Origin of the sequence: Planococcus sp. YIM B11945, assembly GCF_050864155.1 — a bacterium.
Taxonomy (GTDB): Bacteria; Bacillota; Bacilli; order Bacillales_A; family Planococcaceae; genus Planococcus.
Genome location: NZ_JBOZWR010000007.1, coordinates 269,642 through 286,000, shown reverse-complemented (window position 1 = coordinate 286,000; position 16,359 = coordinate 269,642). Strand labels below are relative to the sequence as shown.

The following is a 16,359-nucleotide window of genomic DNA, read 5'->3' as shown; positions in this document are numbered from 1 at the left end:
TTTTTATGAAAGTCTCTTTGGCTCATAAAAAGTCTTAAAAGCTTCCAGCTGTCCGATTTCGGGCAGCTGGAATCAATTTACTATTTGAAGGAGGCAAGAGAATGCTGCGTTTTATCGGAAAAAGATTATTGATGCTTATTCCTGTTATTTTAGGCGTTTCTTTTATCGTCTTTATATTAATGCAATTTACTCCTGGAGACCCTGCACAAATTATGTTGGGCGCTCAAGCGGGGGAAGAAGAAGTACAGAACCTTAGGGAGCAAATGGGATTAAACGATCCATTATATCTTCAATATGGACGTTTTCTTCTAGGCATTCTTACATTGGATTTTGGTACTTCCATTCAAACAGGACAACCTGTATTGCAAAGCATTCTTGAACATTTTCCAGCCACCATCCAACTCACCTTTTTTGCTATGTTGATTGCTCTTGCAATTGGAATTCCAATTGGCATCATTTCTTCAACAAAGCAATATTCATTTTTTGATAACGTTTCTACTTTAGGCGGGCTAGTAGGGTTCTCGATGCCCAATTACTGGTTAAGTATGATGCTTATTCTATTGTTTGCCGTTCAACTGGGGTGGCTGCCGGTGTCGGGCTATGGCGGTATACTTTTTCTAATTCTCCCTGCTATTTCATTGGGAACTCAGACAGCCGCAGTATTTCTGCGCATGACTCGTTCGAGTATGTTGGAAGTTCTCAGGTCGGATTATATTCGTACAGCAAAAGCGAAAGGGCTGGCGGACCGAAAAATAACGTATTCCCATGCTTTGCGCAATGCGCTTATACCGATTGTTACAGTAGCTGGATTACAGGTAGGGGCATTGCTGGAAGGCGCCATTTTAACGGAAGCGGTATTTTCTTGGCCAGGCATTGGCCGGTTCATGATTGATGCCATCCATGCCAAAGATTATCCAATTGTTCAAGGAAGCGTAGTATTTGTGGCTTTCATATTTGTATTCGTGAATTTACTGGTTGATGTTATGTATGCCTATATTGATCCAAGAATTAAATCTCAGTACAAGTAGGGGGTTGGAACAATGGAGTTAGATCAGGAATTAGGAACAGGAACGGTAAACTTGCCTGTCAAACAAAAAAAGAGAAATGCATTTGCCGATGTGTGGAACCGATTGAGAAAAAATAAAATGGCAGTTTTATCAATGATCATACTGGTAGGATTGGTCATTGTAGCGATTCTTGCAAACATTTTATCTCCATACCCATACGCAGAACAAAATTTAGAAGAAATGCTGCTTCCTCCAAGTTCAGCTCATTGGTTCGGGACAGATGAATACGGCCGGGACATTTTAAGCCGCATCATTTACGGCTCTCGCATTTCCTTGCAAGTAGGCTTTGTAGCAGTGGTGTTTTCAGTGACTCTCGGAGGAATTATTGGTGCAATTGCTGGTTATTACGGCAATAAAATCGACAATATTTTAATGCGGGCGATGGATATTGTGCTTGCGATACCCGGTATTCTATTGGCAATTGCGATCGTAAACGTATTAGGAACAGGGCTGATCAATGTGATGATTGCGGTAGGAATTGCAAGTATTCCTACGTATGCGCGCATCGTCCGTGCTTCCGTTTTATCCATACGGGAACAAGAATTTGTGGAATCAGCCCGGGCTATTGGTGAAAATGACTTTTCAATCATTTTCCGCTATATTTTGCCGAACTGCATGGCACCGATTATTGTTCAAGCAACTCTAGGAGTTGCGTGGGCAATTTTATCTGCTGCTGGTTTAAGCTTTTTGGGATTAGGTCTTCAACCGCCAACTCCTGAATGGGGAGCGATGCTAAGTGAAGGGCGTCAGTATATTTTTGATGCTTATTGGATTACGACTTTCCCAGGATTAGCAATTGTTATCGTCGTCCTTGCGCTAAATATTTTTGGCGATGGACTGAGAGATGCCCTTGATCCCCGATTAAAACAATAACCTAGAGGTGAGACCTTTGAATAAACGATTAATTGAAATTAAAGACTTGCACGTTCATTATTCAACAGAAGGCAAAATAGTCAAAGCCGTCAATGGAATCAACTTAACAGTGAATAAAGGCGAGACGCTTGGAATCGTCGGTGAAACTGGAGCGGGAAAAACGACAACTGCCTTATCAATTATGAAATTGATTCAAACTCCTCCCGGGAAATACGTTCAAGGAGAAATTCGATTTAAAGATCAAGAATTATTAGGCTTGAAAGAAAACGACATGAAAAAGATTCGGGGAAATGAAATTTCCATGATTTTTCAAGATCCCATGACTTCACTAAATCCGGTTTATACTGTAGGGGATCAAATTGCCGAAGTGATTTGGACACACGAAAAAGTGACAAAAGACATGGCGAGAAAAAAAGCCGGATCCATTTTAGAATTGGTGGGCATACCCGCTGAACGCGGAGGCGAATATCCGCACGAATTCTCCGGAGGCATGCGCCAACGGGTAGGAATCGCCATTGCGCTCGCTTGCAACCCAGAATTGTTAATAGCGGACGAACCGACAACTGCATTAGACGTAACCATCCAAGCCCAAGTGTTGGAGTTGATGAAAAAACTAAAAGACGAATTGGATACTGCCATGATTTTGATTACGCATGATCTAGGGGTTGTTGCAGAAGTATGCGATACAGTTGCAATCATGTATGCAGGAGAAGTGGTCGAGTACGGCACCGTAGAAGAGATTTTTTTAACGCCTAGCCATCCTTATACCCAAGGCTTGTTTGCCTCTATTCCCAAATTGGAAATCCGGGAAGAACGATTGCAAGCTATCAAAGGCTTAATGCCGGATCCGACAGAATTGCCTTCAGGGTGTGTTTTCCACCCGCGCTGCCCTTATAGTTTCGACCGCTGTGCCGAAGAAGTCCCAAAAAACTATAAGAACGGAAACTCTCAGCATGTGGCGTGCCATCTGTTTGACCAGAACCCGTTGAAGGGAGTGGAAATGAATGACTCAAGCTATATCGGTAAATGAAAAAACTAAACAAAAAGAATTGCTGAAAGTAGAAAACTTAACCAAGCATTTCGCTTCAGGAAATCAACTGGTCAAAGCGGTAGACGGCGTATCTTTCACTATTCGAGAAGGCGAAACTTTAGGTTTGGTTGGAGAAAGCGGATGTGGAAAGTCAACTACAGGGCGCCTTACGTTGCGGTTGATTGAACCCACTTCTGGAAGCGTTGAATTTGATGAAAAAGAAATTACGACTATTAGCAGAAGAAAAATGAAACAGCACCAAAAAGATATGCAAATCATTTTCCAGGATCCTTTTGCATCATTGGATCCGAGAAAAACAATCGGAGAAACGATTGCCCGGCCATTGGCCATCCATAAAATTGTGCCTCCTAAAGAACGATTTGGACGAGTGCTTGAATTAATGGAGCGAGTTGGACTCGATCCAAAATGGGTGAATCGATATCCGCACGAACTAGACGGAGGAAGAAGACAACGAGTTGGAATTGCAAAAGCATTATCCGTCAATCCTCGTTACATCGTTTGTGACGAGCCTGTATCTGCTTTAGACGTATCTATCCAAGCGCAAGTGCTTAATTTGATGAAAGACTTGCAAGAAGAGTTGGGATTGACCTATTTATTTATTTCACATGATTTAAGTGTAGTAAAGCACATTAGCGACAGAATCATCGTAATGTATTTAGGGACAATAGTAGAAGTCTCGGGAAGCGATGAATTATTCTTGAATCCAAAACACCCATATACGCAAGCCTTGCTATCTGCCATTCCACAGCCGACTTTAGAGAAGAAAACTGAGAAAATTATTTTGAAAGGCGATGTGCCGAGCCCTAAAAATCCGCCGAGCGGATGCCGGTTCCACACAAGATGCCCTTTCGCAACGGATCTTTGCAAAGTCGAAGTTCCAGAGTTGAGAAGTGTAGGAGACGAACATGAAGCTGCTTGCCATTACGCTTAATAGTCAGGAGGAAGAAAATGAAAAGAACGATTGACAAAGAAAAGCTAGTCGCAACATTTTCGATTATTGGTGCTGATCCGGAAACCGGGGAAGTGGGTGTAGCCGTCCAATCCAAATTCCTCGCTGTTGGTGCTGTTGTGCCGTGGGCAAAAGCAAATGTTGGAGCTGTGGCAACACAGTCGTGGGCGAATACAGAATACGGCCCCAAAGGACTGGAATTGCTGGAACAAGGAGTAGCTCCTGAAAAAGTGATCGAGCAGCTCGTGTCTAATGATCCAGGGAAAAATTTACGGCAAGTCGCGATTATCAATCAAAAAGGTGAAGCCAGTGCATTTACTGGTGAAGAATGTTTCGATTGGGCAGGGCATAAAGTGGGCAAACATCATTCGTGCCAAGGCAACATCCTGGTCAGCGAAAAGACAGTAACCGCGATGAGCGGAACGTTCGAAAAAACCGAAGGCACTTTAACTGAGCGGCTGCTTGCAGCTTTAGCGGCAGCGCAACATGCAGGAGGAGACAGCCGTGGAAAGCAGTCGGCGGCAATCTATGTTCTTCAAGAAGGAGCAGGCTATGGCGGCTACAACGACGTCAAAGTTGATTTGCGCGTTGATGACCACCCAGAACCCATCGAAGAGCTGCACCGGTTATTTGAGTTACATAAATTGTTCAATACTCCTACAGAAGAAGTTCTCGTTATTGAAGGAGAAGTATTCAATGAAGTAAAAACGAAATTGGTGAGCCTAGGTCTGCTGGAAAAAGCCGATCAGCCGGCATATGAAGGCGCAGTAAAAGAAGCCTTGAAAACATTTGCGCTGAGCGAGAATTTTGATGATCGGTGGATGGAAGAAAGCATCATCGACGTGAAATTACTGGAATTTTTAAAGAATAAGTGAAAGCAAGTTTCCGACAATATATAATGTAATGAAAAAATCAAACCAAAGGGGATGAGAGAATGACTGGCAAATCAAAAATTATTCCATTAAAAAACGGTTTTCATGTTTGGACGCGTAAAGTAGGAGAAAGCCCGATTAAATTGCTTTTACTTCACGGAGGTCCAGGCTGTACACATGAATACTTTGAAATCTTTGAGGACTATTTGCCGCCGGAGGGCGTCGAAATTTATTTTTACGACCAGCTGGGCTCCTATTATTCCGACCAACCTGACGATCCGAACCTTTGGGATGTAGACCGCTTCCGGGAAGAAGTCGAAGAAGTGCGCACAGCTCTCGGATTAGACCAATTTTATCTTCTCGGATCTTCTTGGGGCGGAATGCTAGGAATTGAATATGCGTTGAAATATGGAGAAGGAATCAAAGGGTTGATTGTTTCCAACATGACGGCCAGCATTGAATCTTATGTAAAACACATTAATGAACTGCGTAACCAACTCCCTCAGAATCTGATCGATACGATGAAAAGCTACGAAGAGAAGGGGGATTTCCACGCACCCGAGTATGAAGAAATTGTTCAAGAACACTTAAATGAGAAACACATTTGCCGGTTGGATCCGTGGCCGGATGCAGTTATCCGTTCGTTTTCACATATGAGCGAGCAAGTCTACAATACCATGCAAGGGCCAAACGAATTTGTCGTCACCGGCACGTTCAAAGACTGGAATCGGTGGGAATCGCTTAAAGACATTACGAATCCAACGCTGCTGATTGTGGGACGCCATGACAGCATGTCGCCTGACGACATTGAAGAAATGGGGCGCCGCATTCCGAATTCACGCGTTGGCATTTGCGAAGATGGAAGCCATTTGGCGATGTGGGATGACCCAGAAGCCTATTTCGATTACCTTATAACGTTTATCAAAGATGTAGAAGCAGGAAATTTCGCAGAAAACCATTCTTTGAAGGAAGTGTGATTTCTACGGATAGCAATAGAATAATACATTCTCATCCTTATAAAAAGCTGTTCGCAGAGGCGAACAGCTTTCTTCTTTGTAATTTGATCTTGGTTTGATGAAAACGAAGAAGTGCGATAGAAACTTGGAAAGTGCAGGATAAAAAGTCGATTCGTCATGTAAAGATCGCAAAACTGCGTGTTAAAACTTCAAAACTGCATGTTAAAACACGAAAACTTCATGAAGCAAATATTTCCAGCAGCCATCTTCACTCTCCCAAAACGACGCCCCCGTAATAAAAAGCTGTTCGCGCAGGCGAACAGCTTCCTTCCTCACTTACCGCTTCACTTCAACAAAAGGAAAATGCACCGTAAACATACTTCCTTCGCCAACTACACTCTCCACTGCGATCTCTCCGTGATGCAGCTTCGCAATCTGCTGGACAATCGACAGACCCAATCCCGTGCCGTCTTTTTTCCGCGAGGCGTCTACCCGGTAAAAGCGTTCGAACAATTGCGGAATAGATTCTTCAGTAATTCCGATGCCGCTGTCTGTAAACGAAACATCAACACTCGCATCGGTTGAGCGCAAGCTGATTTCAATGCTGCCGCCGGGTTTATTGTACTTAATGGCATTGGTTAATAAATTCTCCCAAACGTTTTCAAGCAATTCAACGTCGCCATGAAACGTGGTCGGCGCCAAATTATACGAAATGGTGAGGTCTTTTTCATCAAGGCGCCAGCGGTATTTCTGGACGACCGCTTTTAGCTGTTCATCAAGCTGAAACGGTTTGTGCTTCATCGGATAGACACCTTGGTCGAGCGACGTCAACAGCAGCAATTGCCGGGTCAAGCTCGACAGCCGCTTTGCTTCCTGGTCGATGATCGACGTGTAGGCAAGGCGATCGCTGTCCGCCAAATTCGGCGACTTCAACAAATCCGCATAGCCTTGGATGTTCATGAGCGGCGACTGGAAATCGTGCGACACGTTGCTGATGAACGATTTCCGCGCCATGTCGTTGTGCTTCAATTGCTGCTGCATCAAGTTGAAGCTTTCCGACAGCTGACCAATCTCGTCGTTGCGCTGGATTTCCAGCGGGTAGCTGTAGTTTTCACGGGCAATGTATTTGGTCGCTTCGGTCAGTTGGACAATCGGCCGCGTCAACTGCCGGGCCATCCACAGCATCCCGAGAATGCTGACGACGCCGATCGCGCCGACAAAGCCGATCAGCACCGAATGGATATCGGTCGCCACAAGTTCAGTATCCGGCCGGATAAAAAGGCCATACCGCTCTTCGTTATACGTGAAAGGCACGCCGACCGTATTGTGGAGCTTGTTCGTAAAATGAGCGATCATGAAAATTTGGCTGGAGACATTGTCCAGGCCGGTATACACCTCGCCGTTTGCTATCACGCGTTCCGCTTCTTTTGGAAGCTCGCCGTCGTCAAACGGTTTGCCGTAAAATTGTTTCTGCCCGTTGCTGTCGAACACGGCAATTTGATAACCGAGATCCGCGACTGCATGCAAATACTGGTCAAAGTCCCCGTTTGCATGCGGCACCAAATTGAGCGTCGTGACAATCTCTTCCGCAATGCCGGTGTTTTGTTCGATCGCGTCTTTTTTCGTCACCGTCAAATAAAAAATATTCGCCAGCGTAAAGCCAATCAATACGGAAAGCGCCAAAATGAACAGCGTCGCAACGATAAATTGCCGGTACAGCGTCTTCATTTCGAAGCCTCCAATTTATAGCCGATGCCGCGCAGCGTATGGATTTCCACATTGGCGCCATGGCGTTTCAAGCGGTCGCGGATGCGGTTGATGTGGGTGTTGAGCGTCAGTTCGTTGCCTTCGTGCTCTTCGCCCCAAACATAATCCATCAGCAAACTCCGCGGCGTCGCCATATTGGCGCGCGACACCAACAGTGACAAGATTTCAAATTCCTTCAGCGGCAAAATGAGCGTTTCGCTGCCGATCGCCACTTCGAAATTTTTCCGGTTGATTGCCACATTGCCGGCTTGCAGCTGTTCGGAGACGGCGCGTTCGTAGCGCCGCAATACGACGGCCACACGGAACAGCAATTCCTTCGGCTCAAACGGCTTGACCATGTAATCCTCGGTCCCCGACAAAAAGCCTTTTTCCTTATCTGCCAATTGGTCTTTTGCGGTCAATAAAATCACTGGAATGTCCAGATCTTTCGTCAAAATGCGGGTCAAGCCGAAGCCGTCCATGCCCGGCATCATGACATCGACAATCGCGAGATCCACCGTTTCGTCTTCGAGCAGCTTCAACGCCTGTTCCGCATTATCTGCCCGCAGCACCGAATAGCCTTCTTTGCTAAGGTGAATGGCCACGAGCTGCTGAATATAAAGATCGTCGTCAACGACGAGTATTTTCATGCAAATTCCTCCCCGGTACGTAAAAGCCCGGCAAAAGAATAGCCGGGCTTCTTAATACTCTTAGTATGCAGGGTTTAGCGATCTTTTTCAAAAAACAATATCAACGCCGGAAGCAGCATTCCGCGGACCAAGAACGTATCGATCAAGATTCCGACCGCTACCATAAAGCCGAAGACGAACAAGTCGGCAATCGGCATCGTCGTCAGTGCTGCAAACGTGGCAGCCAAGATAATGCCGGCTGAAGAAATGACGCCGCCGGTATTGCGGATGGCCACTTCGAGCGCATCTTTGACTTTCTGCGTTTTCCGCTCTTCCATAAAGCGTGAAATCAAGATGATGTTGTAATCGATGCCAAGCGCGACAAGGAAGATGAACGCATAAACCGGAACCCGGGTGCTGATGGCTTCAAAGCCGAACAATACATCGATCAGGAAAATCCCTAGGCCAAGAGCGGACAAATAAGAGAATAAAATCGTCGCCATCATATAAATCGGCATTTTCCATGAGCGCGTCAGCGCAAACAACAGCACCAAGATTAATAACGTCTCAAGTACCACAATGCGGACGATATCGCTGTTGTTGACGTTGCGTTCGTCGACGAGTTTCGGCGTAATGCCGCCAAAATGCGTTTCGCCGTCGATCGATGCATCTTCAAGCAATGCAGCGCTGTCGCTGCGAAGATCTTCTACAAAATCCAGTGCTTCTGTCGAATACGGATTCATCGACAACGCAATGCTGTATTTGAGAGCCCCGCCGTCTTCGGTTTGTCCGGACGGACGAGCTGAAGCGATTTCATCATAGCCGTTCAACGCATCGGTCAAACTTGCCGCTGCTTCTTCTGAAATGGCCGCGTCGCTCACCACCAGTAAGGAAGAAGGGGCGATTTCGCCTTTTTCAAATTTCTCTTCAACAATTTCGTAGCCGACTCGAGACGGCATATCATCTGGGAACGATTTCACCGTATCAAATTCAAAATCCAAGTTCAGCACGTTGAATGCCGAAACGAGCATCAAAATGGCGACGAGCCCGCCGGAAAAGAGCGGCTTGTTGACAACAAATTTCGCGACTGGTCCCCAAATGCCGTGCTTGACGTTTTTGGCATCGCCGTATTTCGGCACTTTCGGCCAAAACGCTTTACGGCCGAATAAGGCAAATAAAGCCGGTATCAACGTTACGGATGCAATCATGATGACAAACACCGCTGTACCGAAAATCGGTGCGAAGTTTGCATAGTCGCGGAAGTCCGCAAAGAACAAGACAAGCATTGCTGCAAGCACCGTGCCGCCCGCGAAGAACACCGGTTCACCCGTTGCGCGCATGGCAAATTTCATTGCTTCGTATTTGCTTGCATAATGGTTCAGTTCTTCGCGGTAGCGCGAGAACACGAACAGGGAGTAGTCAATAACCGCCGCAAAAAGCAGAATGCTCATGATCGACGTCGTCTGGCTCGTCAGTTCCAAGCCGCCCGCACCCATAAAGGCCAGAATCTGGTTCACGACTTGATAAACGATTCCCGTCGCTAGAAGCGGAATGATTGCTAAAAGCGGGGATCGGTAAATGACGATCAACAGCACCAAGATGATGAGTACTGTCGCAATCAACAACACAAAATCCGCTTCTTCAAACAATTTCACTGTGTCGCCGGCAATCCCGGCAGGCCCTGTGATGTAGAATTCCATGTTGTCGAAATTTGCTGCGATGTCGTTTCCAATGTCACTCGCTTCGTCGTTAATTTCTGCAAAGTCGGCGCTGCCAAGACCCGCAGCAAGCGTCATCGGAACGATCATCGTCGTTTTGTCTTCGGAATAAAAGCCTTCAAGTGCTGGAGGGGGAAGCTGGCTGATGTCGACGATCGAGTCGATGCCCTCCAGGTCCGCTTCCGTAATGCCTGCCAGGATTTCTTTGACTTCTTCGCTATTTACTTCGCCTTCATCGTTGTAGAAGACGAGAATGCCCGGCGTTCCTTGGTCATCGGGGAAATATTCTTTCAGTTTGCCATCCGCTATGATCGACTGCGCATTGTCCGGAAGCGACTGGAAGTTTGCCACTTTGTAGTCGTTCAGTGTGGGGCCGAACGTCAAGCCGATTGCCAGGACCACCCAAGCAATGATGGTAATCCACATGCCGCGTTTCGTGGAGACCCAATCCGTGATCGGGTTCAAAAATTTGTTCATGTATGCCACTCCTCTTCAAGTTTAAAAATAATGTCCCTGCCATCATAGCGGACGAATATAAATTGAATATCAATTTTGAGTGTCAGAGTATTGAACATACATCGATATTTCGCAAAACAACTCTCCAGACCTGCGCGAATCTCACTTAGTTTGCTCCATAGCTTTATTATAATCAATAAATGAAAGAATAATCTGTATATTAGCTTTTTCTTTGATGCTATAATGCAAAGTAAGTAAAAGAAGGGGCACGGAATAAAGGCTGTTTATACCGAAAGGAGAGAGTTGGATGAAGCTGGATGAAGTATTGTTTGTGGTGCTTGAAGAGTATGCGGATTGGGAAGCGGCGGCGCTTGCAGCGGCGTTGAACGAAAAGCCGGACAACGGCGAGCAAAAATACCAAGTGAAGACAGTATCCCTCAGCAAAGAGCTGGTCAGTTCGATTGGCGGCTTCCGCGTCGTCGCGGATTATACGGTGGATGAAGTCGGGGATGATTTTGCGGGACTCGTGTTGATCGGCGGAAACTCGTGGCGCAAAGAAGAAAGCAAAGCGGTCATGAAACTTGTGCAAAAAGCGCTCGATGGCAATAGAGTGTTAGGTGCCATTTGCGACGGAACCGTGTTCCTTGGCATGAACGGCATTCTAAACGATGCCCCGCACACAAGCAACTATTTGCCGGAACTGCAGGAAGTGGCAGGGGACAACTACACGAACGAAGCAAACTACCTCGAGCAGCAAGCGGTCAGAAGCGGCAATCTCATCACGGCGAACGGCTCCGCGTTTTTGGAGTTTGGCAAAGAAGTAATGACGGCACTCGAGTCCGCGCCGCAAGAAGAGATCGACGAATGGTACGACTTTTTCAAGAGCGGGTATTACGAATTTATGAAGAGCAGATAAAAAGGAGGCAGCCATTCGGCGCCTCCTTTTCCTATTTATACAACCGAATCTTCTTCCGGCGTGCCGTGCTTCTCGGTTAACGTTTTATAAATGTCCTCGAAATGCTGGCCTTCGTACCACATCTCGTTATAGGAAGCAGAACGGATGATGGCTTCCTTATCCACTTTGACTACTTCGATCTGGACCGTATTGCTTTTGCCGGTTTCGTCGATTTCAATCTTCTTTTCTTTCATGAACGCTTCCGCGTCGCGCGGTTCATATTGCTTGAACGTCTGAATGACGTCGTTAAACACGGTAATCGTGTCTTCTTCGCTGTTAAACAGCCAATAATAATCCTTTTTCTGATCTGCCAAATGCAGGTTTAACTGATAATGCATGGGCTTTCCTCCTCCAGGAATAACGTTTATGAAGTTTCTATACCCGTTTTTCTTAAGTTTAAGAGGAGGCCCTATAAATTCTATCAATTAAAAAATCCGCTTAGACAGCAATTGTCCAAGCGGGTTTATTAACGCAGCGCACGAATCGCCAAGTGCTCGTCTTCTTTTGTCACGTAGAAATCGTATTGCGTATTGTCGATCCGTGCATTGTCGGCAAAAGGCATAACCGTTCGGTTGGAATCGCCAAAGGCCATCGACAATATGCCGCCGTTATCCGTTTTTCGCCCGACGTCGTATGAAACGCCGTGCTCGCTGAATTTCTGGACGGCCTTGAAATACTGTTCATTGCCAAACGCTGTATGCACCAAGCATTTCTTCTTCATAAACAAAAATCGAACCAAGCCCATCCCAACTGCACCCCTTTTTGATGTTGCTTTTCTTTATACTACGGAACCAAGCCGTGAAAGTTTCAAAAGTTGTTCTCCCAATAACAACTAGAATGTCCCGGATAAGGGTATAAGAAACTACATTCCTCAGAAAATCTCCCAAAGGAGGGGTTTCATGTTCATTCCCAGTCTGCTTGTGATCCTCGGGTTCATGCTTGTCCATATTTTTTCAGATGCTATCCGGCTTCTGCATGAGCGCATGACGAACCGGCTCATGTCTGTAGTTTCCGGCGGTTCGATCGCTTACGTTTTTTTGCATCTTGTTCCGGAATTGACACATTACCAGGAAGTGGCGGAAAAAGCGCATTTAGGCTCGTGGCTGGAAAACGTTGACTACATTACCTATATCTCGGCATTGCTCGGAATTGCCGTCTTTTACGGCATCAACCACTTGAGTGTAAAGTCCGAACAAAAAAATCGGCAGCAAGAAAACTTGACGCGGCCAGCCAAACCGGTTTTCGCAATTGAAATTACTGCTTTTGCCCTGTACAACATGCTGATCGGCTATTTGCTTCCCGAGCTGAGCGGCGACAATATCGGCGCGTATGCTGCATACTTCGTCGTCTTTTCGTTCCACTTTATCGCCAATAACCGCATTCTTCATTTAACGCATGAAGACCTCTATACCCGGGCGGGCAAATGGATTTTGGCCATATCTGTGTTGATCGGATGGGTGTTGTCCGAGACAACGCACGCAAGCGACCTGACTTTGGCCTTTCTCTCCTCGTTCCTAATAGGCGGCGTGGTGTTGAACATCCTCAACGACGAACTGCCGGAAGAAAAGAAAAGCAGCTTTCCTTCGTTTCTATTGGGCATGCTCTTTATCATCATTTTGCTTCAAACGATTCTTTAATAAAAAATGGATTGAAAAGCCCGCATTGATTTCCTTCATCAATGCGGGCTTTTGTTCGGTCTATCGGCTATTTTCTCCGCAATTCTTCCGCGATTTCCTTCAAAAGGACATTGCGCTCCTTGCCTTGCTTCAGAAAAACGACCACTGCATAAATTCCAAAAGCGAATGGAAGCAAGTAAAACAAAATGGAAATGATGGGCAACAAGCTAAATAAATTAGACATACTCAAACCTCCCTTAGCTTAAATTACGGAAAAACTGAAGAAAGGTTTCAAAAAATTGTAAATTATATTCGTTAAATGAAACCGCCTTAAAAAGTGCATGATTGCGCAGAACATACCTGCTAAAATGGTCTTAACTAAAGCGGCAAGTGAAAGGAAGATGCGCACAATGAAAACAAAAGCGAAGTTGGTTTGGATTCTGGCGGCGTTACTGATGGTAGCAGGATGTGGAAATGGCACTACGCAAGATGGCAATTCCGAAAACAGCGCGGCAGAAAAAGAAGAAAGCACCTCAACAATTGATGCGGAGGGATCAGACATGAAAGAAACAAACGATGTCTCTTCAGAAGAAACCACTGAAAGCGAACCGGCCAGCACTGAGCAAGACAACGACGCCTTATCCGAGTATTCGAGCGAACAAATCGAATACGCCAGAGTGTGGCTGCAGCTCGGGCCAAACCAGGCTATTGATGGCTTGTACGCAAACATCCTTCCGGCCGGCACACCGCTCAATCCCGATGACGAAACGAGCAGTGTCTACCCGGAAGACGTGATTCAACTGGCCGGTTCCCGCTTAGTTGATGGCTCGGTCACCTACAGCGGCAACGGAGACGGAACGATTAATGTGTACAACGTTCCACTGCGCTGGGACGGGGAGTATCCGGCTGGTGAAGAATTTTATAAAGAGCTGATTGAAAATACCGAGCTCGTGCCTGTTGATGTGGGCGAGGATGAGGAAGTTATTCGGTTGATCGAATTGTTGGAAATTGAATCATAAGAAGAAGCTATCAAAAAAAGCAAAGAACATTTCCAGGGAAGAAGTGGTGCGAATGGCGGATCGATGGCCGAAAGGAAAGATCGCTGCGGGTTATCGCCACAGCGTCGGACTTCAAAGTGACGGCACAGTCGTCGCAGCAGGAGATAATAAATACGGCCAATGTGAAGTGAGCGGCTGGCGTGATATTGTGGCGGTAGCGGCAGGAAGTGCCCATATCGGAAGCTCCCATACTGTCGGGCTGCGAACGGATGGCACGGCAGTTGCAGTTGGATGGAATAAATACAATCAATGCGAGGTCGAAGAGTGGTGCGATATTTTAGCTATCGCTGCTGGGTGGCGCCGGACTGTTGGCCTCAAAAAGGATGGCATCGTGATGGCGATGGGCCAAAACAACGAAGGCCAATGCGACGTAACTGGCTGGCGTGATATCGTGGCGGTTGCGGCAGGAGACTGGCATACCGTCGGGCTCCAAAAGGATGGCTCCGTGATAACTGCAGGCAATAATCGGTATGGCCAATGCAATGTAAGCGAATGGCAGGAGATAACCACCCTGTCAGCAGGCTACCTTCATACGATCGGTTTGAAAGCGGACGGCACCGCAATAGCTGTAGGGTTGAATAAAGACGGCCAGTGCGATGTGAACGACTGGCGTGGCATTGTGGCGGTATCTACAGGCAGTAATCACACCATCGGCCTTCAAGCGGATGGGACAGTAGTAGCAACAGGCCGCAATACGGATGGCCAATGCGATGTAAGCAGCTGGCGCGATATTGTAGCTGTCTCGGCGGGCTGCGCGCATGCGCTAGGTCTTCGAGCAGACGGCAGGATGGTGGCAACGGGCCGGAATGTTGAAGGGCAATGCGACGTAAGCAGTTGGCAAGGCATTATATAGATAGAAGGAAAAAAGATTGGGCAGAAAAACCGGCCCAATCTTTTTATTATGCTTAGAAGAATCTGCTCGTGATTTTACTCTACAGCTATGAAGAAAAACGAGAGTAACCTACTTTTCTTTCAACACACCTGCAGCAACTAGATTAGCTAAAGCGGCTTTGTTTTTAAATCGGAAGCAGCCACTCAGCCGGTTTAAATCTTTCTGAGTCAGTGAAGCAGGATCGACTAAAAGTTTATAGTCCTTTTCCAGTTTTGTAAGGAGGGTTTTTGGAAGCACTGTCTTCTGGCACATCGAGCACGATGGAATAATGGTTCGAATTGTTGCGCCTCTCAACTGAATGGATGAGAAGCCGATTTTTGTTTTATTCGCTTTACAGACTTTTGGCATTTCTTAATAATTCCTTAACGATGGCTTCACAATGAAGCTCTACACTGAATGAGTAACCCATAGACACGGAGATAAGCTGAATAATCGATTAGAGGGGGAACTGAACATGAACAAACTATTTTCAGGAATTGGCGTATTGACGATTACGGCACTTTTGGCGGGATGCGGAAGCGAGCAGGATGAATCATCAAACCTTGCAGAGGCGAAAAGTGCAGATAGCTCAGCGGTTTCCGGCGCTCTTGATTTTTATACATCGCAGCCAGATGCGGATGCAACGGCTTTGGTCAGTGCTTTTAATGAACAAAATCCAGACGTGAAAGTGAACGTATTCCGCTCCGGCACGGAAGAAGTGGTGTCGAAGATCCAAGCGGAACACCAGGCAGGCGAGATCCAGGCAGATGTGCTGCTTGTAGCGGACTCGGTGACGTTTGAGAACTTTAAAGAAGAGGACTTACTGCTTTCCTATAAATCTGAGGAAGCGGAAGTGATTGATGAGGCATTTGTCGATCCGGATGGAACGTACACCGGAACCAAAGTGATGGCGACTGGCATTGTCGTCAATACAAACAACGTAAAAGACGTGCCGGACAGCTGGAGCGTCTTGGCGAGTGATGCTGCAAAAGGGCAGGGCATTATGCCGAGCCCGCTTTATTCCGGAGCAGCTGCGTACAACCTGGGCGTCATTACAAAGCAAAAAGATATGGGCTGGGACTATTACGAAAGTTTACGTGCAAATGATATCACCATTACGCAAGGAAACGGCGCTGTCCTTGAAGGCGTCGCGATGGGCGAACAAAACTACGGCATGATCGTCGACTACCTCGCTGCACGGGCAAAGAGCGAAGGCAGCCCAGTTGAACTCGTTTACCCGAAAGAAGGCGTGCCTGTCATTACGGAACCGGTAGGCATCATGGCAAATACCGACAACGAAAAAGCGGCACAAGCATTTGTCGACTTTGTCTTGTCAGAAGATGGGCAGCAACTTGCAGCAGACCAAGGCTATACACCAATCCGCGAAGGCATCGATGCTCCGGAGGGCTTGAAAACGCTGGACGAAATGAACGTACTGGAAGCTGACTCGGCTGAACTTTTGACAACCCGCAACGAAGACAAAGCGAAGTTTGGCGACGTTTTTGGGCAATGACCGGCATCGCGGATTCCGGATATGAGGAG

17 protein-coding genes are annotated in these 16,359 nt (G+C 46.7%); 11 read left to right on the top strand and 6 right to left on the bottom strand.

Features of this window, described 5'->3' with window-relative positions; translation table 11 throughout:
• Positions 1-101: 101 nt before the first annotated feature.
• Genes nikB through ACRRQV_RS14865 form a run of 6 tightly spaced genes read left to right on the top strand, consistent with a single transcriptional unit; the run spans position 102 to position 5,789 of the window.
• A complete protein-coding gene (gene nikB / locus ACRRQV_RS14890; protein WP_432532259.1) occupies positions 102-1,028 on the top strand; it encodes a nickel ABC transporter permease in 927 nt (308 codons plus the stop codon).
• A 12-nt stretch (positions 1,029-1,040) separates the two neighbouring features.
• Positions 1,041-1,940: a nickel transporter permease gene (nikC, locus tag ACRRQV_RS14885; protein ID WP_432532257.1), complete on the top strand. Its 900-nt coding sequence runs from the start codon at positions 1,041-1,043 to the stop codon at positions 1,938-1,940.
• Positions 1,941-1,956: 16 nt separating this feature from the next.
• The gene (locus tag ACRRQV_RS14880) at positions 1,957-2,970 is read left to right on the top strand and encodes an ABC transporter ATP-binding protein (RefSeq protein WP_432532255.1); all 1,014 of its coding nucleotides are present in this window, start codon (positions 1,957-1,959) and stop codon (positions 2,968-2,970) included.
• Positions 2,945-3,922, top strand: a complete 978-nt coding sequence (locus ACRRQV_RS14875; RefSeq protein ID WP_432532253.1) for an ABC transporter ATP-binding protein — start codon at positions 2,945-2,947, stop codon at positions 3,920-3,922. Before ACRRQV_RS14880 ends, ACRRQV_RS14875 begins: the two co-directional genes overlap by 26 nt.
• A 17-nt stretch (positions 3,923-3,939) precedes the next feature.
• Positions 3,940-4,815 carry a DUF1028 domain-containing protein gene (locus ACRRQV_RS14870; RefSeq protein ID WP_432532251.1) on the top strand — a complete coding sequence of 292 codons (876 nt, stop codon included), beginning with the start codon at positions 3,940-3,942 and terminating at the stop codon, positions 4,813-4,815.
• Positions 4,816-4,874: 59 nt separating this feature from the next.
• Positions 4,875-5,789 (top strand): proline iminopeptidase-family hydrolase, encoded by a 915-nt coding sequence (locus ACRRQV_RS14865; RefSeq protein WP_432532249.1) that lies wholly within the window; start codon positions 4,875-4,877, stop codon positions 5,787-5,789.
• A gap of 315 nt (positions 5,790-6,104) precedes the next feature.
• Here the strand turns inward: ACRRQV_RS14865 and ACRRQV_RS14860 are convergent, their stop codons facing one another.
• From ACRRQV_RS14860 to ACRRQV_RS14850, 3 genes are all read right to left on the bottom strand, one after another.
• Entirely contained in the window at positions 6,105-7,496 is a 1,392-nt protein-coding gene (locus ACRRQV_RS14860) for a sensor histidine kinase (RefSeq protein ID WP_432532247.1), read from the bottom strand.
• Positions 7,493-8,164 carry a response regulator transcription factor gene (locus ACRRQV_RS14855; RefSeq protein ID WP_432532245.1) on the bottom strand — a complete coding sequence of 224 codons (672 nt, stop codon included), beginning with the start codon at positions 8,162-8,164 and terminating at the stop codon, positions 7,493-7,495. The genes ACRRQV_RS14860 and ACRRQV_RS14855 overlap by 4 nt, the downstream gene beginning before the upstream one ends.
• 74 nt (positions 8,165-8,238) lie before the next feature.
• Positions 8,239-10,338 (bottom strand): MMPL family transporter, encoded by a 2,100-nt coding sequence (locus tag ACRRQV_RS14850; RefSeq protein WP_432532243.1) that lies wholly within the window; start codon positions 10,336-10,338, stop codon positions 8,239-8,241.
• 286 nt (positions 10,339-10,624) lie between these two features.
• On the opposite strand from ACRRQV_RS14850, the gene ACRRQV_RS14845 reads away from it, so the two are divergent.
• Positions 10,625-11,233, top strand: a complete 609-nt coding sequence (locus ACRRQV_RS14845; RefSeq protein WP_432532241.1) for a DJ-1/PfpI family protein — start codon at positions 10,625-10,627, stop codon at positions 11,231-11,233.
• Between the two features lie 35 nt (positions 11,234-11,268).
• Here the strand turns inward: ACRRQV_RS14845 and ACRRQV_RS14840 are convergent, their stop codons facing one another.
• Positions 11,269-11,610: a hypothetical protein gene (locus ACRRQV_RS14840; protein WP_432532239.1), complete on the bottom strand. Its 342-nt coding sequence runs from the start codon at positions 11,608-11,610 to the stop codon at positions 11,269-11,271.
• Positions 11,611-11,738: 128 nt separating this feature from the next.
• On the bottom strand, positions 11,739-11,993 hold the full coding sequence (locus tag ACRRQV_RS14835) for a hypothetical protein (RefSeq protein WP_432532237.1): 255 nt from the start codon (positions 11,991-11,993) through the stop codon (positions 11,739-11,741).
• A 178-nt stretch (positions 11,994-12,171) separates the two neighbouring features.
• Between ACRRQV_RS14835 and ACRRQV_RS14830 the strand changes: the two genes are divergently transcribed.
• Positions 12,172-12,909, top strand: a complete 738-nt coding sequence (locus ACRRQV_RS14830) for a hypothetical protein (protein WP_432532235.1) — start codon at positions 12,172-12,174, stop codon at positions 12,907-12,909.
• Between the two features lie 67 nt (positions 12,910-12,976).
• Here the strand turns inward: ACRRQV_RS14830 and ACRRQV_RS14825 are convergent, their stop codons facing one another.
• Positions 12,977-13,132 (bottom strand): hypothetical protein, encoded by a 156-nt coding sequence (locus tag ACRRQV_RS14825; RefSeq protein WP_432532233.1) that lies wholly within the window; start codon positions 13,130-13,132, stop codon positions 12,977-12,979.
• 166 nt (positions 13,133-13,298) lie between these two features.
• On the opposite strand from ACRRQV_RS14825, the gene ACRRQV_RS14820 reads away from it, so the two are divergent.
• The 3 genes from ACRRQV_RS14820 to ACRRQV_RS14810 all read left to right on the top strand — a co-directional run bounded on the left by ACRRQV_RS14820 (position 13,299) and on the right by ACRRQV_RS14810 (position 16,330).
• On the top strand, positions 13,299-13,907 hold the full coding sequence (locus ACRRQV_RS14820; RefSeq protein WP_432532231.1) for a hypothetical protein: 609 nt from the start codon (positions 13,299-13,301) through the stop codon (positions 13,905-13,907).
• Positions 13,908-13,959: 52 nt separating this feature from the next.
• A complete protein-coding gene (locus ACRRQV_RS14815; protein WP_432532229.1) occupies positions 13,960-14,799 on the top strand; it encodes an RCC1 domain-containing protein in 840 nt (279 codons plus the stop codon).
• 493 nt (positions 14,800-15,292) lie between these two features.
• Positions 15,293-16,330 (top strand): ABC transporter substrate-binding protein, encoded by a 1,038-nt coding sequence (locus tag ACRRQV_RS14810; protein WP_432532227.1) that lies wholly within the window; start codon positions 15,293-15,295, stop codon positions 16,328-16,330.
• The last annotated feature ends 29 nt before the right edge of the window (positions 16,331-16,359 follow it).

Coding starts and splice junctions, on each gene's coding strand:
- nikB (WP_432532259.1), top strand. CDS start 102: ATGCTGCGTTTTATCGGAAAAAGATTATTGATGCTTATTCCTGTTATT.
- nikC (WP_432532257.1), top strand. CDS start 1,041: ATGGAGTTAGATCAGGAATTAGGAACAGGAACGGTAAACTTGCCTGTC.
- ACRRQV_RS14875 (WP_432532253.1), top strand. CDS start 2,945: ATGACTCAAGCTATATCGGTAAATGAAAAAACTAAACAAAAAGAATTG.
- ACRRQV_RS14870 (WP_432532251.1), top strand. CDS start 3,940: ATGAAAAGAACGATTGACAAAGAAAAGCTAGTCGCAACATTTTCGATT.
- ACRRQV_RS14865 (WP_432532249.1), top strand. CDS start 4,875: ATGACTGGCAAATCAAAAATTATTCCATTAAAAAACGGTTTTCATGTT.
- ACRRQV_RS14860 (WP_432532247.1), bottom strand. CDS start 7,496: ATGAAGACGCTGTACCGGCAATTTATCGTTGCGACGCTGTTCATTTTG.
- ACRRQV_RS14855 (WP_432532245.1), bottom strand. CDS start 8,164: ATGAAAATACTCGTCGTTGACGACGATCTTTATATTCAGCAGCTCGTG.
- ACRRQV_RS14850 (WP_432532243.1), bottom strand. CDS start 10,338: ATGAACAAATTTTTGAACCCGATCACGGATTGGGTCTCCACGAAACGC.
- ACRRQV_RS14845 (WP_432532241.1), top strand. CDS start 10,625: ATGAAGCTGGATGAAGTATTGTTTGTGGTGCTTGAAGAGTATGCGGAT.
- ACRRQV_RS14840 (WP_432532239.1), bottom strand. CDS start 11,610: ATGCATTATCAGTTAAACCTGCATTTGGCAGATCAGAAAAAGGATTAT.
- ACRRQV_RS14835 (WP_432532237.1), bottom strand. CDS start 11,993: ATGAAGAAGAAATGCTTGGTGCATACAGCGTTTGGCAATGAACAGTAT.
- ACRRQV_RS14830 (WP_432532235.1), top strand. CDS start 12,172: ATGTTCATTCCCAGTCTGCTTGTGATCCTCGGGTTCATGCTTGTCCAT.
- ACRRQV_RS14825 (WP_432532233.1), bottom strand. CDS start 13,132: ATGTCTAATTTATTTAGCTTGTTGCCCATCATTTCCATTTTGTTTTAC.
- ACRRQV_RS14820 (WP_432532231.1), top strand. CDS start 13,299: ATGAAAACAAAAGCGAAGTTGGTTTGGATTCTGGCGGCGTTACTGATG.
- ACRRQV_RS14815 (WP_432532229.1), top strand. CDS start 13,960: ATGGCGGATCGATGGCCGAAAGGAAAGATCGCTGCGGGTTATCGCCAC.
- ACRRQV_RS14810 (WP_432532227.1), top strand. CDS start 15,293: ATGAACAAACTATTTTCAGGAATTGGCGTATTGACGATTACGGCACTT.